21 protein-coding genes and 1 tRNA gene are annotated in these 24,609 nt (G+C 71.8%); 3 read left to right on the top strand and 19 right to left on the bottom strand.

The features are described 5' to 3' along the window. Positions 1–254: 254 nt before the first annotated feature. The 5 genes from KK087_RS13495 to KK087_RS13475 all read right to left on the bottom strand — a co-directional run bounded on the left by KK087_RS13495 (position 255) and on the right by KK087_RS13475 (position 5,266). On the bottom strand, positions 255–1,226 hold the full coding sequence (locus tag KK087_RS13495) for a helix-turn-helix transcriptional regulator (RefSeq protein WP_214565967.1): 972 nt from the start codon (positions 1,224–1,226) through the stop codon (positions 255–257). Next, a complete protein-coding gene (locus KK087_RS13490) occupies positions 1,219–2,271 on the bottom strand; it encodes a helix-turn-helix transcriptional regulator (protein WP_214565964.1) in 1,053 nt (350 codons plus the stop codon). Before KK087_RS13490 ends, KK087_RS13495 begins: the two co-directional genes overlap by 8 nt. Positions 2,272–2,342: 71 nt before the next feature. Further along, positions 2,343–3,257, bottom strand: coding sequence for an FKBP-type peptidyl-prolyl cis-trans isomerase (locus KK087_RS13485; protein ID WP_214545535.1), 915 nt, complete (start codon positions 3,255–3,257; stop codon positions 2,343–2,345). 42 nt (positions 3,258–3,299) lie between these two features. Continuing rightward, a complete protein-coding gene (locus KK087_RS13480; protein WP_214565954.1) occupies positions 3,300–4,499 on the bottom strand; it encodes a tRNA (adenine-N1)-methyltransferase in 1,200 nt (399 codons plus the stop codon). After that, on the bottom strand, positions 4,496–5,266 hold the full coding sequence (locus KK087_RS13475; RefSeq protein ID WP_307860063.1) for an HAD family hydrolase: 771 nt from the start codon (positions 5,264–5,266) through the stop codon (positions 4,496–4,498). Before KK087_RS13475 ends, KK087_RS13480 begins: the two co-directional genes overlap by 4 nt. Before the next feature lie 145 nt (positions 5,267–5,411). Here KK087_RS13475 and KK087_RS13470 point away from each other — a divergent pair, with 145 nt between their 5' ends. After that, the gene (locus KK087_RS13470) at positions 5,412–6,347 is read left to right on the top strand and encodes a proteasome assembly chaperone family protein (RefSeq protein ID WP_214529691.1); all 936 of its coding nucleotides are present in this window, start codon (positions 5,412–5,414) and stop codon (positions 6,345–6,347) included. A 352-nt stretch (positions 6,348–6,699) separates the two neighbouring features. Here KK087_RS13470 and mshC read toward each other — a convergent pair whose 3' ends face one another. From mshC to KK087_RS13455, 3 genes are all read right to left on the bottom strand, one after another. Continuing rightward, positions 6,700–7,944, bottom strand: a complete 1,245-nt coding sequence (gene mshC, locus KK087_RS13465) for a cysteine--1-D-myo-inosityl 2-amino-2-deoxy-alpha-D-glucopyranoside ligase (protein WP_214565952.1) — start codon at positions 7,942–7,944, stop codon at positions 6,700–6,702. After that, the gene (locus KK087_RS13460) at positions 7,941–8,771 is read right to left on the bottom strand and encodes an undecaprenyl-diphosphate phosphatase (RefSeq protein ID WP_214545532.1); all 831 of its coding nucleotides are present in this window, start codon (positions 8,769–8,771) and stop codon (positions 7,941–7,943) included. Before KK087_RS13460 ends, mshC begins: the two co-directional genes overlap by 4 nt. A gap of 61 nt (positions 8,772–8,832) precedes the next feature. Further along, complete coding sequence (locus KK087_RS13455) at positions 8,833–10,161, bottom strand: M20/M25/M40 family metallo-hydrolase (protein ID WP_214529696.1); 1,329 nt, start codon at positions 10,159–10,161, stop codon at positions 8,833–8,835. A 161-nt stretch (positions 10,162–10,322) separates the two neighbouring features. Between KK087_RS13455 and KK087_RS13450 the strand changes: the two genes are divergently transcribed. Then, positions 10,323–10,408: transfer RNA gene (locus tag KK087_RS13450), tRNA-Leu, on the top strand. Between the two features lie 383 nt (positions 10,409–10,791). On the opposite strand, the gene KK087_RS13445 is transcribed toward KK087_RS13450, so the two are convergent. The 7 genes from KK087_RS13445 to KK087_RS13415 form a co-directional block, all read right to left on the bottom strand. Then, positions 10,792–11,376, bottom strand: a complete 585-nt coding sequence (locus KK087_RS13445; protein ID WP_250901106.1) for a CxxCxxCC domain-containing protein — start codon at positions 11,374–11,376, stop codon at positions 10,792–10,794. A gap of 11 nt (positions 11,377–11,387) precedes the next feature. After that, positions 11,388–12,527, bottom strand: coding sequence for a zinc-dependent alcohol dehydrogenase (locus tag KK087_RS13440; protein WP_214565950.1), 1,140 nt, complete (start codon positions 12,525–12,527; stop codon positions 11,388–11,390). A 156-nt stretch (positions 12,528–12,683) separates the two neighbouring features. Continuing rightward, positions 12,684–14,012 (bottom strand): NAD(P)/FAD-dependent oxidoreductase, encoded by a 1,329-nt coding sequence (locus KK087_RS13435; RefSeq protein ID WP_214529699.1) that lies wholly within the window; start codon positions 14,010–14,012, stop codon positions 12,684–12,686. Between the two features lie 32 nt (positions 14,013–14,044). After that, positions 14,045–14,254 (bottom strand): hypothetical protein, encoded by a 210-nt coding sequence (locus KK087_RS13430; protein ID WP_214545531.1) that lies wholly within the window; start codon positions 14,252–14,254, stop codon positions 14,045–14,047. A 7-nt stretch (positions 14,255–14,261) separates the two neighbouring features. Further along, positions 14,262–16,253, bottom strand: coding sequence for a DEAD/DEAH box helicase (locus KK087_RS13425; RefSeq protein WP_214565948.1), 1,992 nt, complete (start codon positions 16,251–16,253; stop codon positions 14,262–14,264). Between the two features lie 23 nt (positions 16,254–16,276). After that, entirely contained in the window at positions 16,277–17,521 is a 1,245-nt protein-coding gene (gene dinB / locus KK087_RS13420; RefSeq protein WP_194621913.1) for a DNA polymerase IV, read from the bottom strand. A gap of 408 nt (positions 17,522–17,929) precedes the next feature. Then, complete coding sequence (locus tag KK087_RS13415; RefSeq protein ID WP_214565946.1) at positions 17,930–19,093, bottom strand: acyl-CoA dehydrogenase family protein; 1,164 nt, start codon at positions 19,091–19,093, stop codon at positions 17,930–17,932. Positions 19,094–19,116: 23 nt separating this feature from the next. On the opposite strand from KK087_RS13415, the gene KK087_RS13410 reads away from it, so the two are divergent. After that, on the top strand, positions 19,117–19,911 hold the full coding sequence (locus KK087_RS13410; protein WP_214529706.1) for an SGNH/GDSL hydrolase family protein: 795 nt from the start codon (positions 19,117–19,119) through the stop codon (positions 19,909–19,911). A gap of 31 nt (positions 19,912–19,942) precedes the next feature. On the opposite strand, the gene KK087_RS13405 is transcribed toward KK087_RS13410, so the two are convergent. Genes KK087_RS13405 through KK087_RS13390 form a run of 4 tightly spaced genes read right to left on the bottom strand, consistent with a single transcriptional unit; the run spans position 19,943 to position 24,507 of the window. After that, the gene (locus KK087_RS13405; protein ID WP_250901113.1) at positions 19,943–21,277 is read right to left on the bottom strand and encodes a serine hydrolase domain-containing protein; all 1,335 of its coding nucleotides are present in this window, start codon (positions 21,275–21,277) and stop codon (positions 19,943–19,945) included. A 42-nt stretch (positions 21,278–21,319) separates the two neighbouring features. Further along, the gene (locus KK087_RS13400) at positions 21,320–22,552 is read right to left on the bottom strand and encodes a D-alanyl-D-alanine carboxypeptidase family protein (protein WP_214565941.1); all 1,233 of its coding nucleotides are present in this window, start codon (positions 22,550–22,552) and stop codon (positions 21,320–21,322) included. A 25-nt stretch (positions 22,553–22,577) separates the two neighbouring features. After that, positions 22,578–23,201 carry a DUF1097 domain-containing protein gene (locus tag KK087_RS13395; RefSeq protein ID WP_214565932.1) on the bottom strand — a complete coding sequence of 208 codons (624 nt, stop codon included), beginning with the start codon at positions 23,199–23,201 and terminating at the stop codon, positions 22,578–22,580. Next, a complete protein-coding gene (locus tag KK087_RS13390; protein ID WP_214565930.1) occupies positions 23,194–24,507 on the bottom strand; it encodes an amidohydrolase family protein in 1,314 nt (437 codons plus the stop codon). Before KK087_RS13390 ends, KK087_RS13395 begins: the two co-directional genes overlap by 8 nt. Between the last annotated feature and the right edge of the window lie 102 nt (positions 24,508–24,609).

Genomic DNA, 24,609 nt, shown 5'->3' with positions numbered 1-24,609 from the left:
AGACAGGGGCGGGATCGGGCATACCTGGCGAGATCGGGCGTACCGGGTCGGATCAACACACCAGGTACGCCCGGAACGACCAGGCACACGGCGCTCACCGGGTGAGATCGGGCGTACCTGGTCGGATCAACACACCAGGTACGCCCGGAACAACCAGGCACCCGACGCGCACCGAGCGAGATCGGGCGTACCTGATCAGAACGGGCGTACTGGCCGGAACGCGCAGCGCTCGAACGGGCCGCAGCGGCGGACGCTCAGCCGGCGGCGAGGGCCGCGGCGGCGAATTCGCGCACCGCGGCACGGGCCGCGGGCGGGTCGAGCACCACGGCGCGACCGGGCAACCCCGCGACGAGTCGGACCACGCCGTCGAACCCGTGCGACGCCGCGAGCCGGATGCGGACACGACCATCGTCGTCGGGCGCGTCGGCGGTGTCGGACAGGAAGTCGGCGACCAGGGGCAGCGAGGTCGAGTCGAGCTCCACCGTGACGATGACGTCGTCGGCGGCCTGCTGGAACAGGGTGTCCGGGATCACGACCTGGTCGATCGTCTTCTCGGCCGGGCGGTCGTCGACGCGAGCCCCGGACATGCGATCGAGCCGGAACGTCCGGAGCGCCTGCCGGTCGAGGTCCCATGCGCGGAGGTACCAGTCGGTGTCGATCGACTCGACGCGGAGCGGGTCGACCCGACGCGTGCTGCCCTGGGTGCGCGGTCCGGCGTACTCGAAGACGAGACCCCGACCATCGGACATCGCACGACGGATGGTGGCGAGCGCGACGTCGTGCAGGTCCTGCCCGACGGCGACGGTCGACGCCGCTCCCCCGGCACCGCGGGACAGCTTTGCCATGAGCGCGCGGATGGCGTCACGGTCGGCGGCCTCGGGCAACGCGGACAGGTACTGCAGCCCGGCGATGAGTGCCGACGCCTCGCGGGCGGACAGCCGGGGCGAGTCGTCGATCGCCACGAGGTTGGTCAGCACGATCATGTCGTTCTGGTCGAAGTCGTCCCAGGCGATGTCGAACAGGTCGCCGTGCTGGTACTGCATCGTCTCGCCGGGCACGCCGGACACCGCGATGAGTTCGACGGCACGGCGGATCCGGGCCTCGGGCACGCCGAAGTGCCGGGCCGCTTCGGCCACCGAGACGCGCTCGCGGTCGATCAGGTACGGCACGAGGGCGAGCAGGAACGCGAGCTTGTCCTGGGCCTGCAACGGTTGGGCGTCAGCCACGAGCGGGGTCCTCTCCGGGGACTGCGGCACGCTCGTCGTCGCTGTGGTCGCGAACGAGGGCGCGGAGCCGTTCCTCGACGCGGGAGCGGAGGTCGTCGGGCTCGAGGACCCGGACCTCGGGCCCGAAGGCAGCGAGTTCCTCGGCGAGGATCTGCGGGTCGACGTGGTGCAGCACGAGTGAGCCGTCTGCGTCGGTCTCGGTGTCGCGACGGCGGGTGAGTCGGCGTTCCGCGTCGGACCCGGGCGTTACGGCGATGCGTGCGGTGCGCTCGGCCCAGATCCGCTCGAGCTCGGCGAGGGTCCGCTCCGCCGCGCCGACCGGCGCCGTGTGCTGACCGACCTCGTACTGGGTGACCGGTCCGACGATGCGGGACAGCAGGTAGTTCTTGTCGGAAGCCGTCGCGAACTCGTGCGCGGCGAGCATCCAGCGACCGCCGTGCTGCACGAGGGCGAGCGGAGCGACCGCACGTCGACGGGCGTCGTGCTGCCCGGGGGTGATGTAGTCGAAGCGCACGGCGGCTCCGCGGTCGAGCGCCGAGCGCAGCGGTTCGAACGCCGCGTCGCGGGCGCGGAGCCGTGGGGCGTAGGCGTCGACCCCGAGCTGCAGGGCACCGTCGTCGTCCTCGGCGCCGGCAGACCGCACCTTGAGCAGGCCGCGGCGGGAGTCGGCGGACAGTGCGCCCTCGCGCCAGGCCATCGCGGCCAGGGACAGCAGGGCCGACTCGTCCGGCGTGAACCGGACGTCCTCGGGGAGGTCGTACTCGCCCTTCGGGATCCGGTAGCGCAGCGTCTGGTTGTTGCCTGCGGAACCCGGTGTCTCGATGGTCTCGAGCGGGATGCCGAGCTCACGGACGTCGTCCTTGTCGCGTTCGAACTGCCGCTCGAGCGAGGCGTTGTCGCCACCGGGCGAGAAGCGCTGGCGGTAGCCCTGCACGTTCGCCAGGATCTCGGCCTTGGTCAGCCCGGACTCCGTCGAGAGCAGCGCGAGCACGAGGCTGAACAGCCGCTCCTCGGCGGGCACACGGGGCACACGGGTCGCTGGCACGAGCCGATCCTACGGCAGCGCGGGTGCACCGGAGTGCACCCGCGCCGCGGTCGGTGGACGGTCGATCGAGGTCAGCTCGAGATCGCTCCGAGGACGTCGATCACGTACGCGTACGCGGTCCCCTGCTGGTTGACGACGGCCAGCACCTGGTCACCGACACGGTGCCCGACGATGGCGTTCCGGACACCCTCGTCGATCTGGCCCTTGGTGAGGGGGATGGCCTGCGCGCCGGAACCGTCGGTCCAGCTCGAGCCGGCGACGGACGGGTCGGCACCCCACGTGACCGCGGTGTACTTGATGACCGCGGTGTCCTTCGCGGTGAGTTCGCGGCCGTCGCCCTTGCGGAGCAGGTGCGTCTCGTTCGACTTCGGGGCGCTCCACGACGGGATCGTGATGCCGGGGGCACCGGAGGGGGCGAGCACCACGGCGGGCATCTTGTCGCCGGCGAGCTGCGGGGTGCCGGTGGCGCGGGCGTCGAACGCGCGCTTGACGTCGATGACGGCGATCACGGCGTCCTCGGTCTTCTCGGAGGACGAGCTGCTGCCGCCGGTGCTGCTCAGCGCACTCTTCGGCAGGGCCACCGCGAGGCGGTCGCCGACGTGGGCGCACTGCAGCGAGGCACCGAGGGCGCCGTAGTTGCTCGCGCCGGCGGTGATCGGGGCCGTCTGGCCCGAGTACCCGCTGGTCTGGGCGACCTCGCCGGTGGAGCCGTCGACCAGGGTGTACTCGACCAGGACGGGGGTGCCGTCGTCGATCGCGCGACCGTTGCCCTGTGTGAGCACCGACACCTGGGTGCCCTTGGTGGTCAGGCCCTTCGGCACGGTGATCTTCGGCTCTGACCCGAACTTGCCGGTGGCGGTCACCGCTTCGGACGCGGAACCGGGAGCGGCACAGCTCGAGGGCGTGGTGCCGGCACCGTTCGAGGCGCAGGCGGTGAGGGACACCGCGAGACCGATGGTGACCAGGAGTGCGGGGATGGTGCGCACGGACCCTCTTTCCGTTCGATGCAGGACGGGCACGCCGTCAGCCTACCGTTCGTCCTCGACGGCCCCGGACGGAGCCGCGACGGCATCGGACGGCGACTCGGCAGCATCCGACGGCAACTCGGCGGCATCCGACGGCGCCGCAGCAGCATCGGCAACCGACGAGGCCTCGGCAGCCGCGACCTTCCGCGCCTGCGCCGCCGACTGCCGGGCCACCTTGCGGAGCTTCTTGTCGCTCGTCGCCCGCTCGCCCACGGCACCGGGGGTCCAGGCCTCGATGTCCTCGTCCGAGAACTCGACCTTGCCCGCGCGGCGCTTCAGGTTCGGCAGCACGGTGCCGTCGGCGAGGCGTCGTGCCGTGATGAGGAACCCGGTGTGCCCGACCATGCGGTGGTCCGGGCGCACGGCGAGTCCCTCGACGTGCCAGGTGCGCACCAGAGTCTCGCTCGGCATCGGGTCGGTGAAGCGTCCGGTGTCGCGCATCGCCTCGGCCGTGCGGGACAGCTGGGTGACGGTCGCGACGTAGCAGACGATGAGCCCACCGGGAACGAGTGCGTCCGCGGCGGCGTCGACGCACTCCCACGGGGCGAGCATGTCGAGCACGACGCGGTCGACGCTCTGCGGCTCCGTCGCGTCGGGCAGCGACTCGACCAGGTCACCGACGGTGACCGACCAGTTGTCCGGGACGGCACCGAGGAAGGTGCCGACGTTGCCCTTCGCGATGGCCGCGAACTCCTCGCGGCGCTCGAACGACTGCAGCTGCCCGGTCGGGCCGATCGCGCGGAGCAGGAACAGCGACAGCGCCCCCGAGCCGACGCCGGCCTCGACCACGCGGGCCCCGGGGAAGACGTCCGCGAAGGCCACGATCTGCGCCGCGTCCTTCGGGTAGACGATCGCGGCGCCGCGCGGCATCGACATCACGTAGTCGTTGAGCAGCGGGCGGAGCGCGAGGTACTCGTCACCGGTGCTCGCCCGGATGACCGAGCCGTCGGGCTGCCCGATCACGTCGTCGTGCCGGAGCACCCCGCGGTGCGTGTGGTACTCACCGGCCGTCTCGAGGGACAGCGTCGTGAGCTTGCCCTTCGGACCGGTCAGCTGCACGCGGTCCCCGGCCCGGAACGGGCCGCGCGGCGGCGTGTGCGGTGCGCCGCCCGCGGTGTGCGGGAGCGCTGCGGTCGGGTCCGCGGTCGGACTGGAGGCGCTGCTCGCGTCCGCCTCGTCGCGTGCGTCGTCGGTGTGGCTCATCGGGTGACCCCTTCGGTGTCCGCAGCGTGCGCCGGGTCCGGCACCGCTCCTCTCCCCACCGGCACGGCCTGCGCAGCCCGTGCGGCCAGGGCCGGCGTCGTCAACTCGACCAGGCGGTCGACGTCGACGCCCGCCAGGGTGGTCAGGTGCACGTCCCCGCCGGCGATCTCGGACAGCGGGACGATGTGCTCGACGGCGATCGTGACGGCGCCGGAGGCGACGGCCGAGGCGACGCCGGTGGCGGAGTCCTCGATCGCGACGCACGCGGTGGGCTCGACGCCGAGCTGCGCGGCGGCGGACAGGTAGGCGTCCGGGAAGGGCTTCGGGCGGTCGACGTCGTCGCCGGCCACGACGACGCGGAACCCGCGCTCGCCCAGGGCCTCGGCGGCGACGAGCGCCATCTTGCGCCGGGACATCGTCACCAGGGCGGTCGGGATGCCGCGGTCGTGGAGCTCCTCGATGAGCTCACGGGCACCCGGACGCCACGGCAGTTCACCGGCGCGCAGGTGCTCCATCACGTAGTCGGTCATCCACTGGATGATCTCCTCGACCTCCATGTCGACGCCCTTGGCACGCAGGAGCTCGCCGGAGCGTTCGAGGCCGCTGCCGACGAGGGACAGGCCGTCCTCCTCCGTCCACTCGGCGCCGTACCGGTTCGTCAGGTCGACCTGGGACCGCTGCCAGATCGGCTCGGTGTCGACGATCGTGCCGTCCATGTCCCACAGCACGGCTGCGGGCGGGACGAGGGCAGGAGGATGCGCGGTCACGGGCGACGAGTCTACCGGGGCCGTTCCGCTGGGCGCGGACGCGCGCGTGCGCCGACACCCCCTGGGCCTACAGTGGATGCCTGAATCGTGCCCGGCCGGGGGTCCGTCCCCGCCCGCTCCGCTCCACCACCAGGAGGTCCGCTCCGTGCCACAGCACTCCCCCTTCAGCGACGGTCGCTTGCTCGTCGTCGCCTTCGAGGGCTGGAACGACGCCGGTGAGGCCGCGAGCGGTCTGGCGCGGCGCATCGTCGAGTCCCTCGGGCTCGACGAGCTGCGCGAACTCGACGGCGAGCGGTACGTCGACTACCAGTTCAACCGGCCCACCGTCGGCACCGACGAGAACGGCGACCGGGGCGTGCAGTGGCCCCGGATCGTGCTGCACGGTCCCGGCGCCGAGGGCCGCCCGGTCATCGGCGCCACCGGCTCCCCCACCGACCGCGACGTGTTCGTGCTCGTCGGCCCGGAGCCCTCGCGCACCTGGCGCGGCTTCTGCTCCGAGATCATCGACCTGGCTGACGTCTACTCGATCGACGCCGTCGTCTTCGTCGGTGCGATGCTCGCCGACGTCCCGCACACCCGGCCGATCTCGGTGTTCGTGTCGAGCGAGAACGCCGGCGTCCGCGCCGCCTTCGACGTCGACCGGTCGTCGTACGAGGGACCGACCGGCATCCTCGGGGTCCTCGCCGACGCGATGGACAAGGCCGGGCTGACCACGCTGTCACTGTGGGCGTCGGTGCCGCACTACGTGCACAACTCGCCCTCGCCGAAGGCCACGCTCTCGCTGCTCGACAAGATCGAGGAGCTCACCGACGTCACGGTGCCGCGCGGGACGCTGCTCGACGACGCCACCGAGTGGGAAGAGGGCATCGACGCCCTCGCCGCCGACGACGAGGACATGGCGTCCTACATCGGGCAGCTGGAGCAGGCGCGCGACACGGTCGACTCCCCCGAGGCCTCGGGCGACGCCATCGCGCAGGAGTTCGAGCAGTACCTCCGCCGTCGTGAGCGCAAGGACGGCAAGGACGGCGGCACCGCCGGTGGCGAGGGGCCGTGGCGGCCCCAGCAGCCGCCGCAGCAGTAGCCGTCACGGTCACGACACCCCGCTCACGTCCGCCGAGTGGGCGCGAACTGTCGGTTGCGGCCCGCCCGGACGACGGTTCCTGACCCCTCGGCGGCACGCACGCGACGTGTCGCGACCATTCAGCGGACGGGAGGCACGGGCCGGGCCTGCCACGGCCCTCCCGTCCGTCGTGGCGTGCGGTCACGACACCCCGCTCACCTCCGCCCAGTGGTCATGAACCGTCAGCTGCGGCCCGCCCGGGCGACGGTTGCTGACCCCTCGGCGGCACGCACCCGACGTGTCGCGACCACTCGCGAACGGTCACGACACCCCGCTCACCTCCGGCGCCAGCGCGACGGCCGGTGGGGCGAGGTCAGGCCAGACGGATGCCGAGCAGCGCGTCGATCAGGTCCACGAGCTCGGGCGTGCACGCCGTGCCTCCGGCGATCGCGGTGTCGACCGCGGCGACGGCGCCGGGAGTGTCGAGGTCGTCGGAGACCCGCGCGCGGATGCGTGCCGCGACGTCGACCGCGTCGTCGGCATGGCCCGCCGCCGCTCCGGAGGCCCAGGCGTCCCAGCCGGCGAGCCGCGTCTCGGCGCTCGTCAGTTCGGTGTCGAACCACTCCCAGTCGTCGGAGTACTTGTGCGACAGCAGCGCGAGCCGGATCGCCCGGGGGTCCGCACCGTCGTCGAGCAGTCCGCGCACGGTGACGAGGTTGCCGAGCGACTTGGAGATCTTCGTGCCCTGGTAGGCGATCATGCCGGTGTGCACGAACGCGTTCGCGAGGGGCTGGTGTGCGAGGGCCGCGGCGTGCCCGGCACTCATCTCGTGGTGCGGGAACACGAGGTCGCTCCCGCCGCCCTGCACGCTGATCGGCAGGCCGAGTCGGTCGCCGGCGATGACGCTGCACTCGATGTGCCAGCCGGGGCGTCCGGGGCCGATCTCGGTGTCCCAGCTCGGCTCACCGTCGCGGGCGGCACGCCACAGCAGCGGGTCGAGCGGGTCGCGCTTGCCGGGGCGTTCCGGGTCGCCGCCGCGCTCGGCCGCGAGGGCGAGCATCGTCTCGCGGTCGAGTCCGCTCTCGTCGCCGAGGGTCCACGCGTCGGTCGGGCGGTTCACGTCGAAGTACAGGTCGTCGCCCTCGGCGTCGCCGGTGGGGACCTCGTAGGCGTAGCCGGTCTCCTGGAGGAACGAGACGGCCTCTGCGACGCGCTCGACCTCGTCGGTGACGGCCACGAAGTCGTCGGGCGGCAGGATCCGCAGGGACTCCATGTCACGGCGGAACAGGTCGACCTGTTCCGCAGCCAGGGCCCGCCAGTCCACACCGTCACGTGCGGCACGCTCGAGCAGCGGGTCGTCCACGTCGGTGACGTTCTGCGCGTACTCGACGTCGAGCCCGGCGTCGCGCCAGGCACGGCCGAGGGTGTCGAACGCCAGGTAGGTCGCCGCGTGGCCGAGGTGCGTGGCGTCGTACGGGGTGATCCCGCAGACGTACAGCGCGGCGCGGTCCTCGTCACGGGCCGGGTCCACGGGCTTGCCCGTGGCGGTGTCGTGCACGACCGGTCGGGGCGCGGCGCCGGGGACGTCGGGGACGGATGGGGCCTGCCAGGCCCTCACGGCTGGATCACTCCGAGCGACAACAACACGATGAGCACGATACCGAGTGCGATCCGGTAGACCACGAAGGGCATGAAGCTGCGCTTGCTGATGTAGTTCATGAACGCGGCGATCACGACGAACCCGACCACGAACGCGACGACGGTGGCGATGAGCGTGTCGGCGAGGCCGAACGGCGAACCGTGGTCGCCGAGGCTCGTCGCGGCCTCGTAGAAGCCGGACAGGAACACCGCCGGGATCGCGAGCAGGAACGCGAACCGCGCGGCCGCGGGACGGGTGTACCCGAGCGCGAGACCCATCGACACGGTCGCACCCGAGCGGGAGACGCCGGGTACCAGGGCGAGCATCTGCGCCAGGCCGATGAGCAGCCCACCGCGGAAGGTCATCTGCTCGATCCGCCGCTCCTTGCGCCCGACACGGTCGAGCACCCCGAGCACGACGCCGAACACGACGAGCACGATCGCGACGATCCAGAGTGAGCGGAACGTGGTCTCGATCGAGTCCTTGAGCAGGAGCCCGGCGATGCCGATGGGGATCGTGCCGAGGATCACCAACCACCCGAGGCGGACGTCGGGGTCGCCCTTCGGGACGTCACGCTTGACCACCGACCGGAACCACCGCCCGATGATCCGGGTGATGTCCTTCCAGAAGTAGATGAGCACCGCGGTCTCGGTGCCGAGCTGCGTCACCGCGGTGAAGGCCGCTCCCGGATCCTTCGCGTCGGGCAGGAAGAGCCCGACGATGCGCAGGTGCGCGCTGGAGGACACGGGCAGGAACTCGGTGAGCCCCTGGACGAAGCCGAGGAAGATCGCCTCGAGGATGTGCATCGCACGGGCCTTTCAGGGGAGGTCGGTCAGGGCACCGCCACGACGGCGACCATGAACAATATCAGTACGTGGCGAGCAGGTCACCCAGGACCCGCCGACCGAACGCCAGCGAGTCGAGCGGCACCCGCTCGTCCACGCCGTGGAACATCGCGGGGAAGTCGACGCCGGCCGGCAGCTGCAGCGGCACGAACCCGTACCCCGCGATGCCGAGCGTCGAGAGCGCCTTGTTGTCGGTGCCGCCGGACAGCAGGTACGGCAGGACCGGAGCGCCCGGGTCGTGCCGGCCGAGGACGTCGCGGACGGCGTCGACCAGCGGGCCACCGAAGTCCTGCTCGAGGCCGATGTCGCGGAACGACATGACCACCTCGACGTCGGGTCCGGCGAGCTCCCGCACCCGCTCGAGCACGGACTCCTCGTCGCCCGGCAGGCACCGGATGTCCACCAGGGCCTCGGCGGTGTCGGGGATGACGTTGTGCTTGTAGCCGGCGGTCAGCACCGTCGGGTTCGACGTGGTGTGCAGGGCCGCGTGGATGAACCGCGACGCCGACCCGGTGGCCAGTGCGACCTCGTCCGGACCCGTCACCGTCGGGTCGACCCCGAGGAACCGTGCGACCTCGGCCACCATCGCGTCCGTCGTGGCCGAGAGCCGGACGGGCCACTCCTCGCTGCCGATCCGGGCGACGGCGGCCGCGAGCTTCGTCACGGCGTTGTCTCGGATCACGTGCGAGCCGTGTGCGGCGGTGCCGCGCGCGACGAGCTTCACCCACATGAGCGCCTTCTCACCGGTCTGCAGCAGGTAGGCGCGGCGATCGCCGAGGGTGATCGAGTACCCGCCGACCTCGCTGATCGCCGCCGTCGCCCCCGCGAACACCTCGGGGTGCTGGTCGACCACGTGGTGCGAGCCGAGGACTCCCCCGGCTTCCTCGTCGGCGAAGTACGCGATCACCAGGTCGCGCTCCGGCGCACCGTGCTGCTCGACGACGTCGGCCAGCGACGTGAGCATCATCGCGTCCATGTTCTTCATGTCCACGGCGCCGCGGCCCCACAGCGAACCGTCCTTGACCACCCCGCCGAACGGGTCGACCGTCCAGTTCGCCGGGTCGGCCGGCACCACGTCGAGGTGCCCGTGCACCACCAGCGCCGGCTTGTCACGGTTGCGGCCGGGCACCCGTGCCACCACGCTCACGCGGTCCGGCTCGGACTCGAACAGCTGCGGCTCGAGGCCCAGCGCGCGGAGCTTGTCCTCGACGTAGTGCGCCGCCTCGGTCTCGCCGCGGGACTTCCCCTCGCCCCAGTTCGTCGTGTCGATGCGGATGAGGTCTCGGGCGATCGCCGCCGTGGCCTCGAGCTCGGGCACGGACTGCGGCTCGGACGGCTCCGGGTTCGTCATGGCTCCACGGTATCGGTCGGCACCGACCCCATCGCCGGGACCGGACGCGCGGGACTCGCCCGGGATGCGCGGCCGTGTTCATCGCGCGTTCAGACCCGTGCTAGTGTCTTCTCTCGGCAGGAACGCCGGGTTCAACCCGGGAAACAGACACCAGACACCCTGTCCGGGTGGCGGAATTGGTAGACGCGCTAGCTTGAGGTGCTAGTGCCCGTATTAGGGCGTAGGGGTTCAAGTCCCCTCTCGGACACAGGAAATGCGTGCCCCCTGACCTTTCGGTCGGGGGGCATTTTCTGTTGTGTCTTCCCGGCGAGTGCCGCCATCGCTGCGCTCGGGGCGTCACCGCCTCTGGGTCGCCACTTCGCTGCGCTCAGGGCGATCCACGCCGGGCGCGCCACCTCGCTGCGCTCAGGGCGATCCACGCCGGCGCCACCTCGCTGCGCTCGGGGCGGTACGGGCGCCACGTCGCTTCGTGCGAGCCGTGGACGTGGCGCGTGCGGACTGGAGGCGCGGGGCGGGGCCGCAGCGCGCCTCCAGGCCGGAACGTGCGCGCGTCGCGGGCCGGTGCGACGTTGCGCACTCCGTGTGACGGAAGAAGGTCTCACCGAGTGGGCAACGCCGCACCGCGCGCGGTCAGCGCGAGCGCCGCACCCGCCGCACCACCAGCACGACCGCACCGAGGGCCGCCAGCCATCCCCAGTTCGCGACGACGGGGTCGAGCACCTGGTGCCGCCAGTCCCGCCGACTCGAACCGAGGCGCGACGCCACCGGGTGCTTCCCACGCTCCGCCGCGACGCCGGTCTCGCTGATCACCCGGTCCGGCCGGCCTCGCAACGCGTCGGTCACCCGGTGCGTCGCCACGTCCAGGCGATCGCCGACGACGAGCAGCATCCAGTGCGCGAGGCGCCCCTCGCTGAACCGGCGGTAGGCGTACCGCCGGACGATCCCGGCGACGCCGTGCAGGGGCTGCGCGGTGCCGAACACCGGCGTCACGTGGGCGTGCTCGATCGAGCGCTCACGGCCGTCCGCGCCGTCCTGCTGCGGCGGGACCTCCCAGTGCGCGCCGGTGGCCGAACCCGCCTCGCGGGACAGCTTCGGCACCGAGGGACGGTTCTCGAGGTCGAGGTCACTCCCCCACCCGGGGATGCGGGCACGGAGTTCGTCGGCCGACGGCACCCGGCGGGGCGGATCGGCGACGTAGGGGGTGTCGTCGGACACGGTGCGCTCCTTCACGGGACGATGACGGTCTTGATGCAGTCGTCGAGCTTCGACGAGAACAGGTGGTACCCCTCGGCGATGTGCTCGAGCGGGATGCGGTGCGTGATGATGTCGCTCGGCTTGAGGTGTCCGGCTCGGATGTGCTCGAGCAGGCGGGGCCACTGCCGCTTCACGGGTGCCTGGTTCATGTGGATCGTGACGCCCTTGTTCATCGCGTCGCCGAACTTCACCAGGTTCGGGATCGGCCCGTAGGCGCCCATCGCGGACACCGTGCCGCCCTTGCGGACACCGTCGATCGCCCAGTTCAGCGCGACCGGTGAGCCACCCTGCAGCTTGAGTTTGCTCGCGGTGACCTGCTGCAGGAAGTTGCCGTCGGCCTCGGCACCGACGGCGTCGATCACGCTGTCCGCACCCAGGAAGTCCGTCTGCTTCTTCATCTCGAGCACGACGTCGTCGACCTCGGCGAAGTTGATCGTCTCGGCGTGCGCGAAGGTCCGCGCCTTCTCGAGCCGGTACTCGAACTGGTCGATGACGATCACCCGGCCGGCACCCATGAGCCACGCCGACTTCGCCGCGAACAGGCCGACCGGCCCGGCACCGAGCACGACGACGGTGTCACCCTCGCGGATCGACGCCAGCTGCGCCCCGAAGTACCCGGTGCCGAGGGCGTCGGTCATCATCAGGGCGTCGTCGTCGTCGAGCCAGTCCGGGATCACCTGCGGACCGACGTCGGCGAACGGCACACGCACGCGCTCCGCCTGCCCGCCGTCGTAGCCGCCGGTGGTGTGCGAGTACCCGAAGATGCCGCCGACCGCGGTGGCGTTCGGGTTCACGTTGTGGCAGTTCGTGAACAGGCCACGGGCGCAGAACCAGCAGGTCCCGCACGAGATGTGGAACGGGACCATCACCCGGTCCCCCACGCTCAGCGTCTCCACTGACGATCCGACCTGCTCGACGACCCCGATGAACTCGTGGCCGAACGTGTGACCGACGCGGGTGTCGGGCATCATGCCGTGGTACAGGTGCAGGTCGGACCCGCAGATCGCTGCGCGCTCGACGCGGATCACGGCGTCGTTCGGGTGTTCGATCCGGGGGTCCGGCTTCTCCTCGACGCGGACCCGGTACGGGCCGCGGTACGTCATGGCGCGCATGGACGCTCCTCTCGTTCGTCGCGTCCACGCTGGCGCGCGCCACGTTGCAACGGACACAGGACCGCAGATGGCGGACAAGCGGTGGGCGTCCGCACAGACGGACGGGAGGCGCGGTGCCAGCTGGCACCGCGCCTCCCGTCCGATCTGTGGGTGCGTCTAGCTCTTGGAAGCTTCGACGAAGTTGCGTCGCGGGTCGGTTTCCTTGATGAGCGAGGTCGCGTCGCGACCCGACACGGCGCCGGTGATCCAGCCGATGATGATGCGGGCCTTCCGGTTCAGGGTCGGCATCGCGTACACGTGGTACGCGCGGTGCGCGAGCCACGCGAACAGGTTCGTCATCTTGATGCCCTTGATGTTCGCGGCACCCTTGCCCACACCGTACGACGCGACGGTGCCGATGGACGGGTGGCGGTACTCCTCGAGCGGCTTGCCGGTGATCGTCGCGACGATGTTGTCGGCGGCCACGACGGCCTGACGGACGGCGTTCTGCGCGTTCGGCGGGTAGAACGCCGGCTGCTTGTCGGCGGTCAGGTCGGGCACCTGCGCCACGTCGCCGAGGCCCCAGACGCCCTCCACGACCTCGTGGGTGTCCTCGGCCTCGACCTGGAGCTTCGCGTTCGCGGCGAGGTGGCCCTTCGGCCCACGCGGCAGGTCGGAGGCGTCGAGGAGCGGGTTCGGCTTGACGCCGGCGGTCCAGACGAGCAGGCCGGTGGCGAACTCGTCGCCGTCGGAGAACTTGACGACACCGCCCTCGGCGCTCGGCATGGTGGTCTTCAGGCGGACGTCGATGCCACGGGCGCGGAGCGACTCGAGGGTCCACTTCGACAGCTCCGGGCCGACCTCGGGCGCGACGCGGTCGAGCGCGTCGATGAGCACCCAGCGGGGCTGCTCGCCAGCCAGCGACGGGTAGGTCTTGATGGCGGCCTGCGAGACGTCGAACAGCTCGCCGATCGCCTCGACGCCGGTGTAGCCACCGCCGACGAAGACGCTCGTCAGCAGGCGGCGACGCTCGTCCTCGTCACGGGTGGCTGCGGCCTTCGCGATGTTGTCGAGGAGCTTGGCGCGCACGTAGGCGGCCTCTTCGACGCTCTTGAAGCCGACGCCGTACTCCTCGAGTCCGGGGGTCGGGAAGGTGCGGGTGACGGAACCGAGGGCGACGACGAGGTGGTCGTAGCCCAGGGTGCGGTCGTCGCCGCCGGCGGTCGCGATCGACACGGTCTTGTCCGCCGACGAGATCCCCGTGACCTTGCCCTGGATGACGCGGGTCTTGCGGAGCGCACGGCGCAGCTCGACGGTGACGTCCTTCGGCGCGATGTGGCCACCGGCGACCTCGGGCAGGAACGGCAGGTACGTGTAGTAGGTGTTCTGGTCCACGAGCGTGATCCGCATGGGCACCGTGGCCGCGTGCTTCTGGAGCTGCTTGACCGTGGTGTAGCCAGCGGAGCCGCCGCCGAGGACGAGGACGTGAGGGATCGAGTCTGCCATTCCTCCGGTCTACCGGACTTTGGCTTGGCGCGTCATGAGTTCCGCGGCCTGTCGCGGAGCCGCCACCACGCGGTCTCGGCCAGTTCGGGGCCCGTGAACACCCCGTGCGCGGTGCGTCGGGACTCTGTGAGCGAGAATCGACGCAGTCGGTAGCCGCCGCCGAAGCGGTCGATGATCGCCTCGGGCGAGGCTTCGGCGTCGCGCTTGACGTACCAGGTGCGATCGTCGACGGGCTCGATCACGCGGCGGTCACCGTCGGCCGCCGATGCGGGAGCGCAGGATGTCGATGCGCTTCTGGATCTGCTCGATGCTCGCCTGAGCAACGGCCGGGCCACCGCTGATGCGCCGGAGTTCGGCGTGGATCGATCCGTGCGGTTCGTTCGAGTGCCGGGACCAGATCGACACGAGCCGTGCGAGCTCGGTGCGCTGCTCCTTGATCGTCATGTACATCGGGCGGTCGGGCTCGGGCGCCTTCGGCAGGCCGTCCTTGACCGTGCGGCCCTTGGAGCGCTTGGCCTGCGTGGCCTGCCGGGCACGGAGCAGGTCGCGCACCTGGTCGGGTTCGAGCAGCCCGGGGATGCCGATGAAGTCGAGCTCCTCGAGGGAACCGACCTCGCCACCGGTGCCGAACTCGCCGCCGTCGTAGAGGACCCGGTCGAAGGACGCCTGCGAGTCGAGCGCCTCGAACGGCTGGACCTCGAGCAGGCTCTCGGACGCGCGGTCTTCCTTGTTGGCCTCGGCGACCATCGCGTCTTCGGGGTTGTAGAGGCCGTCGTCGGCGTCCTTCGGCCGGTCGAGCGCATGGTCGCGCTCGAGCTCGAGGGTGGCGGCGAGGGCCATCAGACCGGGGACGCTCGGCAGGAACACGCTCGCGGTCTCACCGCGGCGCCGGGCACGCACGAAGCGGCCGATGACCTGGGCGAAGAACAGCGGCGTGCTCGCGCTCGTCGCGTAGACGCCGACGCACAGCCGAGGGACGTCGACGCCTTCGGACACCATGCGGACGGCGACCATCCAGCGCGAGGTGTCGTCGGCGAACGCACTGATGCGGCTCGACCCGGCGGCCTCGTCGGAGAGCACGACCGTGGGGCGCTCCCCGGTGATCTGCTGCAGGATCCGGGCGTAGGCGCGCGCCGTGGTGGTGTCGGTGGCGATGACCAGGCCCCCGGCGTCGGGGACACCGCGCCGGACCTCGGTCAGGCGCTTGTCGGCCGCGGAGAGCACGGCGGGCATCCACTCGCCCTCGGGTGACAGCGCCGTGCGCCAGGCCTGGGCCGTGATGTCCTTCGTCACCTGCTCACCGAGGGACGCCGACATCTCGTCGCCCATCCGGGTCTTCCAACGCATCTGGCCCGCGTAGGCCATGAACAGCACCGGCCGGACGACGCCGTCCTTCAGGGCACGGCCGTAGCCGTAGTTGTAGTCGGAGATCGAGGTGCGGATCCCCTGCTCGTCGGGGGCGTACTGCACGAACGGGATCGGTGCGGTGTCGGACCGGAACGGGGTCCCCGACAGCGACAGCCGACGGGTGGCGCCGGAGAACGCCTCCCTGATGCCGTCACCCCAGGTCAGGGCGTCGCCGCCGTGGTGGACCTCGTCGAGGACGACCAGGGTGCGGCCGCCCTCGGTGATGCGCTTGTGCACCTCGGGGTTCATGCCGACCTGGGCGTACGTGATCGCGACGCCCTGGTAGTGCCGGCCGAACATCCCGTCGCCGTTCTTGAACATCGGGTCGATCCGGATGCCGACGCGGTCGGCGGAGTCGGCCCACTGGCGCTTCAGGTGCTCGGTCGGTGCGACGACGACGATGCGGTCGACCGTGCCGCGGGCGAGGAGCTCCGTCGCGAGCCGCAGCGCGAACGTGGTCTTGCCGGCGCCGGGGGTGGCGGCGGTGAGGAAGTCGCGGGGTTCCTTCTCGAAGTACTTCGTCAGCGCTTCGATCTGCCAGGCACGGAGCTTCGAGGCCGTGCCCCAGGCGGCGCGGTCCGGGAACGCCGGCGAGAGGTGCTGGACGGCCGAGTTGCCGGCCGCTTCGGCGAGGGCCGCGGCGTCGGCTTCGTCACGGGCGGCGTCACCGGGCGACTGCGCCTGGCTCTGGTGCGCCTGGCTCTGGTGCGCCTGGGCCTGGTGCGCGTGCGTGTCGTCGTGCGTCGACGACGATCCGCCTGCGCCGGACTGGTCGTCACCCGACTCCGCCCACAGCGTGGCGGGCTGCTGGTCTTCGTACTCCGCTGCGCTCACTGAACCCGATTCTACCGCCACCGTCAGTCCTGCCGGGCGTGCGGGACGCCGCCGTCGGGGGTCCGGCGGACGAGGGATGCCGGTCGCAGCACGCCCGCGCCGAAGCGTGCGGCGACCGCGTCGACCGTGGTCTCGGTGTCGCGCCACGGCGCGTCGTCGTCCCACAGGGCGTTGCTCGCGGCCGCGGGTACGAGGTTCTCGCCGCGCACCCCGATCAGGCGGATCTGGTTGCCGGGTCGGTGCAGCACGTCGTACAGCTCGACGGCTTCGCGGTGCAGGCGCTTCGCGACGTCAGTGGGTTCCGCCAGGGTGCGGGAACGGGTGAGCGTGGTGAAGTCGGTGTAGCGGACCTTGAGCGCCACGGTCCGGGCCTGCACGTCGGCCTGGCGCAGGCGGACGGCCACCTTGTCGGCGAGGCGCAGGAGTTCGCGGGCGACGTCGTCGCGCTCGGTCAGGTCGCGGCCGAACGTGACCTCGTGCCCGATGGACTTCTCGCCGACGCCGGTGTCGACCACGCGGGGGTCGCGGCCCCAGGACAGGTCGTGCAGGCGCTGGCCGCCGGCCGGTCCGAGTGCCGACACCAGGGAACCGAGCGGCGTGTTCGCCAGGTCACCGACGGTGCGGATGCCCCGACGTTCGAGGGTCTCCTGCGTCTTGCCGCCGACGCCCCAGAGCGCGGAGACCGGCTGCGGGTGGAGGAACGCGACGGTGTCGGCGGCGGGGACGACGAGCAGGCCGTCCGGCTTCGACCGGCTGGAGGCGAGCTTCGCCACGAACTTGGTGGACGCCGCACCGACCGAGCAGTGCAGACCGGTCTCGGCGAAGACCGTGCGACGGATCGCCTGTCCGATCTGCCACGGCGTGCCGTACAGCCGGAGGGCGCCGGCGACGTCGAGGAACGCCTCGTCGATGCCGAGGCGCTCGACCCGGGGCGTGAACCGGTCGAAGATCGCCATCACCGCGGCGGACTTCGCCCGGTACTTCTCGAAGTGCGGCTCCACGATGACGGCGTTCGGGCAGCGGCGCTTGGCGACGGCCATCGGCATCGCGGAGTTGACCCCGTAGCGACGGGCTTCGTACGTGGCGGCGGTGACCACCGACCGGTCGGAGTCGTGGCCGACGATGACCGGCAGCCCCACCAGGTCGGGGCGGTCGAGCAGCTCGACGGAGGCGAAGAAGGCGTCCATGTCGACGTGCAGCACGGTCGCCGAGACGTCGTCCACCGGTGCGTCGGAGACGAGGCGGTTCCGTCCGTCCTGCTTGCTCACACCGAGATGATGCCAGGCGCCGCCGACATCGCCGCGCCGGGGCTCGTTCGAGTCCGCACGGTGCGAGGTTCGTCTCGTCGTGCGGGTTGCTCGCCCCCCGCCGCACCGTGCGCCCTTCGCAACTCGGTGCCGAGTTGGTTGCACGGTGCGGCGCCACAAGGCCGCACCGAGCGGGCAAGCTCGCACCGGCCGACGGACTCGGCACCGTGCGCCGCCACGCCACGACGCCGTCGCGCCCATCGCACCGTGCGCCCTTCGCAACTCGGTGCCGAGTTGGTTGCACCGTGCGGCGCCACAAGGCCGCACCGAGCGGGCAAGCTCGCACCGGCCGACGAACTCCGCACCGTGCGCCGCCACGCCAACCTCGCACGAGGCGGCAGGCACCAGGCGGCAGGCGGCGCGCGGCGCTCAGCCGAGCGGGCCGAGCACCGACGCGGCGATCGTCCGCGCCGCCGAGTCGCGCGACGACGGGTGGTACTGCCCCGCCCGGACGTCCCGCGCCAGCCGCGCCAGCTCGCTCGACGACCGGAACGCCGAGCCGCCGACGACGCGCATGGCCTCGTCCACGACGTGCTGCGCCGTGTCCACCGCGCGCGCTTTGGTCCCGACGAGCAGCGGGAACCAGCGGGCTCCGAGGTCGTCGAGCTCGTCGACCGACCGCGCTAGCGAGTCGACCTGCAGCGTGATCGCGTCGACCGCGCCGCGCAGGTCGGCGATCGCCCGGCGCACGTCGGGGTCCTGCGACCGCGGGGTTCCGTCGGCCGCGGTGCGACCCGCCACGGCGGTCGCCGCGAGCGCGATCGCCCGCTCCGCGACGCCGGCGTACACCGACGCGATGAGGAGCTCGAACGACGCGAAGATGCCGAACACGAGCGGGTCCTGGTTCGGCCCGACCGGTAGCGACCGGACGATGCGGTCGGCGGGGACGTGCACGCCGTGCAGCTTCGTGGTGCGGCTCTGCGTCGCCCGCATCCCGAGCGTGTCCCAGTCGTCCAGGTGCTCGACGTCGCCGTCCGACCGCAGGACGAACCCGTGCACGAGCCGTGGCTCCGGCCCCGAGGCGTCCTTCCCGAAGACGCTCATGACGTCCCACGCCGGGGCCAGGGACGTGAAGACCTTCGTCCCGGTGAACCGGTACCCGCCGTCGCCGTCCGGCTCCGCCGTCGTCGTCGAGTCGAACAGCACGGAGTCGTTGCCGGGTTCGCTCACCCCGAAGGCGAGCAGGTGGTCGTCCGCAGCGTGGTCGGTGACGGCCTGGAGGAACGACTCGCCTCGCGCACGCACGGCGCGGGCCGCCTGCACCCACACCTGGTGCATGCCGAGGCCGAGTGCCGTCGCCGGCGCGGCCTGGGCGAGGGCGCGCTGCACCCGAGCGGTGCCACGGAGGCCGAGGCCCGCCCCGCCCTGCTCGACGGGGACACCGATCCGCAGGTAGCTGGCGGCGCGGAGCTCATCGAGGTCCTCGGTGCAGAACGCGTTCGCGGCGTCGTACCCGGGGGCGCGCTCGGCGATGCGGTCGAGCAGCTCGTCGGGCACCGACCAGCCGACGGCATCCGTGTTGGCCTTCGTCATGCCACGAGACTAGGGTCCGGGTCGTGTCAGATCGTCATCCGTGGACCAGGTACGTCGCGATCGGTGACTCGTTCACCGAGGGGATCGGCGACCCCGACCCCACCGTCCCGGGCGGCAACCGCGGCTGGGCGGACCGTGTGGCCGAGGTGCTCGCGCACCAGACCGACGACTTCGCCTACGCGAACCTCGCGATCCGCGGTCGGCTGCTGCAGCAGATCATCGACGAGCAGGTGGAGGCCGCCATCGCCCTGCACCCGGATCTCATCACGGTGTCCGCCGGCGGCAACGACATCATCCGCCCCGGCTCGGACCCGGACGAGCTCGCCGAGCGCGTCGACCGCATGGTGGCCGACCTGCGGCGCGACGGTGCGACCGTCGTGCTGTTCACCGGCCCGGACGTCGGGATGACCCCGGTGCTCGGCATGGTCCGCGGCAAGACGGCGATCTACAACGAGAACCTGCACGCCATCGCCCTGAAGCACGGTGCCCTGGTGGCGAACACGTGGGCACTCCGCGTGCTCCGGGACCCGCGGATGTGGGCCCCCGACCGGCTGCACCACTCCCCGATGGGCCACGCGACGATCGCCGCCGCGGTGCTCGACACCCTCGGGGTGCCGCACGGGCTCGAACCGTTCAACCCGGACCCCCTCGAGGCACGACCGTGGCGCGAGGCCCGCGCCGAGGACCTCGGCTGGGCGAAGGAGTACCTGGTGCCGTGGGTGGTCCGGCGCATCAAGCACACCTCGTCCGGCGACGGGGTGTCCGCCAAGCGCCCAGAGCTGCAGATCGTCACCGAGCACCCCTCCGACACCCCGTAGACGCGGCGCGGCGCCGCAGGGCCGCGGGCCTTCAGTCCGCGGGGCGCCGCAGCGTGAGCGGTCCGTCGTGCAGCGGCTCGGTCTGCCAGCTCGTCGTCGTCGATCCCGTGGCGGGGTCGATCCGGACGTGCGCCAGGTGCGGGGTCTCGACGAACCGCACGTCGACGCGGACCGTCCCGTCGTCCGCGACGGCACCGCTCGCGGCGAGCGGCCCCTCGACGGCCCACTCCCCCTGCCCGACCGGCACCGACAGGGAGCCGCCGTCGACGTCGAGCGTGAGCCGCCACCCGTCGCCGTCGCGCGCCAGCGGCCCGACGTCGGCGAGGCCCTGCAGCGGGCCACCGACCACGGCGGGCAGTCCCAGGGAGCCGAGTCGCGCCTCCAGGGCGGTGTCCGACCCCGCGTCGGACGGGCGGTCGACGGCGGGCAGTAGGTGCACCCAGACCGCGTCGAGGACCGCCTGCATGTCGAGGCTCTGTCCGGTCATCGCGAGCACGACGTCCTGCTCCGGCAGCACGACGCAGAACTGACCGTAGGCGCCGTCGCCGCGGAAACCGTGGCGGGCCATCCAGAACTGGAAGCCGTACCCCTGCGACCAGTCCGGGTTGCCCTCGTCCGGGTTGGCGACCTGCGTGCTCGTGGCCTGTTCGACCCAGTCCGCGTCGAGGATGCGCTCGCCGTCCCAGACGCCGCCCTGCAGGTACAGCTGGCCGAGCTTCGCGACCGCGTCCGTCGGGGCGTAGCACCCGCTGAACCCGAGCTCCGCGCCGGTGTCGTCGCGCCGCCAGGCGAGGTCGTCGACACCGAGCGGGTCGAGCAGACGCGGGCGCAGCCACGCCACGAGCGACCCGCCGGTCACGCGCCGCACGATCGCGGCGAGCGTGTACGTGCACGGCTGGTTGTAGGCGAAGACCGTGCCGGGCTCCTCGTCCGGCGGGAGCAGCAGGAACCCGCGCACCGTGTTCGTCGGGTCGAGGGCCTCGGCGCCCTCGAGCGTCTCCTCGCGGTGGCCGCTCGCCATCGCCAGCAGGTGCCGGACCCGGATGCGGCGGCTGCGCTCGTCGGTGACGTCGGCGTCGAGCTCCGGGAAGTACGACAGGACGGTCGCGTCGAGGTCGATGAGCCCCGCGCGGACGGCGATCCCGACCCCGGCCGCGGTGAAGCTCTTGCTGAGCGAGTACAGCAGGTGCACGCGGTCGGCGGTGTACGGCTGCCACCATCCCTCGGCCGCGACCTGGCCGTGCCGGAGCAGCATGATGCTGTGCGGCTCCACGTCGGGGGTGGACTCCAGGGCGTCGAGCAGGTCGAGCACGCCGCTGGGGTCGATGCCGAGGGCGGCGGGGGTGGTCCGAGGGAACGTCGTCATCGTCGTCACCCGACCGACTCTACGGTCGACGAGCGCCCGGCGTCACGACCCCTGGAACGGGTTCGTCCAGCGCCACCAGACGCCCGGGTCGTCGATGGTGCGCGCGAGTTCGAGCGGGACGGTCACCGGGTCGTGGTCGGAGATCCGGAACCGCACCTTCCCGACGCGCTCGCCCTTCGTGCCGAAGGTCACCTGCTCGAGCGTCGCCTTCGCGGTGACCGTGGTCTTCCCCCACACCAGGACCTCGGCGGCCTTCGTCGTGACCGCGTCGGCCTCGTCCTGCCACGGGGTCGAGAAGGTGCCGAAGGTCTGCCCTTGGTGGGCGAGTGTGACCACCTGGAAGTTGTCCGCCACGGACCGCAGCAGCCGCTGCACGTCGACGTCGAGCGAGTCGTGGTCGACCCCGCCGAGCATCACGCCGACGACGGTGACGTCCTTCCCGCCGCGCTCGTACGTCGCCGCGAACAGCAGGCAGGCGCCGGCCTCGTCGAGGGTGCCGGTCTTGATCCCCTCGATGCCGTCGAGTCCGAGGAGCTTGTTCGAGTTCTCGATCTCGCCGACCGTCGGGATCGTGACGTCCTGGGTACCGACGATGTCCTTCACGACCGGGTTCGCGAGCGCGAGCTGTCCGAGCTCGACGAGGTCGGTGGCCGTCGAGGTGTTGTCCGGATCGAGGCCGGTCGGCTCGTGGATCGTGGTGTCGTCCAGGCCGTGCTCGTCGAGCCAGTCGTTCGCCGCGTGCTCGTACGCCGCGATCGACCCGAAGGCCCAGATGGCGAGCGCGCCGGCGTAGTTGTTCGCCGACTTCATGAGCATCACCTGGAACGTCTGGTGCTCGGTGAGCTTCAGCCCGGCCGGCATCGGCGCGACCTCGCCGTTCTGCGCCGCGTACTTGGCGTACAGGCCCTCCATCTGCTTCGTGAAGCGGATCGACGGGCCGGACTCCCCCGCGGCCATCGGCTTCTCGTCGAGCACCACGAGCGCCGTGACGACCTTCGTGATGCTCGCGATCGACCGGGGCTCCGTGTCGCCGCTGGTGCGCAGGCTCTCCGGGAAGTCAGTGGCCTCGACTGCCGTCGCGCCGTACCCCGGGAAGCTCAGCGCCGGGACGGTCGTCTCCGGCGCCGAGTAGGTGGTGGTGCTGGCGTTCGCCGGACCGAAGGGCACGACGGCCGCGGCGACGAGGTACCCGGCCACCAGGACGAGGACGGCGACCACCGAGATCGTCACCGGCCTCCGGACGGCGGAACGGGGGCGGCGGACGACTCGTGACACGAGGCCCGAGCGTACCGGTCCGCTCCTAGGCCGAGGCTGCGACGGGCTGGTCGGGCTGCCGTTCCGGAGCAGGAGCCGGGGCCGCTGCGCCGCCGGCGTCGGTCGCGACGACCGGGTCGGCCGTTTCGACCGTGTCGGCCGTTTCGGGCCGCGCGAAGGTCAGGCGACGCGACAGGTAGGCGAACACCGGCCCGAGCGCGTTCATCAGCACGACCGACACCCAGGCGGCCCAGGCGTTCCCCGGGTCGAACCCGAAGCCGCCGAAGCAGGTCGCGAAGAACGAGGCGAACCCGAGGAACATCCCGGGGACGAGCCCGAACAGCTTCGTGCGACCGGTGTACATCAGGGCGCAGTTCACGACGAGGATGAGCAGCGCCAGCACGGTGTTCTGCGCAGCCTGCCCCTCGCCGAACAGCGTGCCGAACCGCTGGTCGAGCAGGACGATGACCAGGCCGAACGCCGACCCGATCGGCATCGCGGCCCACAGGCGCGTGGCGTTCCGCAGCGTCGGCTTGCTGCCGAACAGGAACATCCCCGCCCAGCTGATGAAGATCGCCCAGGTCGGCAGGTGCAGGGCGTTGCCCCCGATGAACGCCGTGGCACCGGCCAGGACCGAGGCGACGATCTCGTGCGGGATCCGTTCACGCATGGCTGAGTTCCTTCGATCGGTTCGTGGTGCGGCTGGTGGTGAGGCGGGTGGTCCGGGTGGTCTCGGCGACGACCCGGCCGCGCTTGACGACCAGGGCGCGGTCCGGCCGGTCGAGCAGGACGCCGTCCGGGTCGGTGGTGGAGAGCACGACGAGGTCGGCGGCGGCGCCGGGCCGGATGCCGTGGGTGTCCGCGACGCCGACGACCTCCGCCGCCTTCGTGGTCGCCATGGCGAGCACCCGGCGCAGGTCGTCCGGGCCGGACAGGTGCCCGGTCTGCGCCAGGAGCAGCCCGACGTCGAGCAGGTCGGCGTTGCCGAACGGGGTGAAGGCGTTCCGGACGTTGTTCGACGCGTACGCGCTCGTGACCCCGGCGTCCCAGAGTTCGCGGACCGGCACGACCCCGCGCCGAACGTCGTGGTCGTCGGACCGGCCGCCCAGGTGCAGGTCGGTCGCGGGCAGCGGCACGACGGCGACCCCGGCAGCTGCCAGACGGTCGAACAACGCCCGGCGCTCGCCGCGGGGCAGGCTCGCGACCGAGGTCACGTGCCCGAGCGCCACCCGCCCCTGCAGCCCGCGGGCGGTCACACGGTCGGCGATGTGCGCGGCGAGGGCGTACCGCGGGTCGGAGGTGTCGTCGGCGAAGTCGGCGTGCAGGTCGGCCGGCACCCCGAACTCCTCGGCGAGTTCCAGGACGGTCTCGACGTGCTCGTGGCACGCGGCCAGGGTGTGCTCGTTGTAGGCGCAGCCCCCGATGACGTCCGCCCCCGCGGTGAGCGCCTGACGGAGCAGCGCGAGGGTGCCCGGTGCCTTGGCGATGCCCTCCTGGGGGAACGCGACGATCTGCAGGTCGAGGGCGTCCCGGTACTCGTCGCGCAGGTCGAGCAGCACCTCGACGCCGGTGAGCCCGACGATCGGGTCGACGTCGGGGTGTGCGCGGACGAGCGTGGTGCCGTTCGTGATGGCCTGGTCGAGCAGGGTGCGGGCCCGGTCTCGGACGGTGGCGTGGGTGAAGCCGCGCTTGAGCTCCCCCGTGACGGCGATGGCACCGGCGAGGGTGCCGTCGGGGTTCAGGCGTTCCCGGTCGAGCAGGGCCTTGTCGACGTGCAGGTGTGCCTCGATGAGCCCGGGGATGAGCACACGTCCGGCGCAGTCGACCACGCGGCTGGAAGCAACAACGGTGCCGGTGCCGTGCGCCGAGCCCGGACCGGGCAGCGCGTCGGCCACGCTGACGATCACGCCGTCGGCGATGGTGACGTCGACGGATCGACCGTCGGTCAGCCGTGCGTTGGTGAGGACAAGGTCCACGTCGAACCCCTCTTCCGGTCGGTGCGGATGGGACGTGCTCCACCATTCGCCCGCCGTGTTTCGGGTTCCGACGCCGCGTGTGACGGCCGTGTAAAAGATGGT

Origin of the sequence: Curtobacterium aurantiacum, from assembly GCF_018598555.1 — a bacterium.
GTDB lineage: Bacteria > Actinomycetota > Actinomycetes > Actinomycetales > Microbacteriaceae > Curtobacterium > Curtobacterium aurantiacum.
Note: the sequence above shows the minus strand (reverse complement) of the source record. Positions and strands in the feature narration are given on the sequence as shown.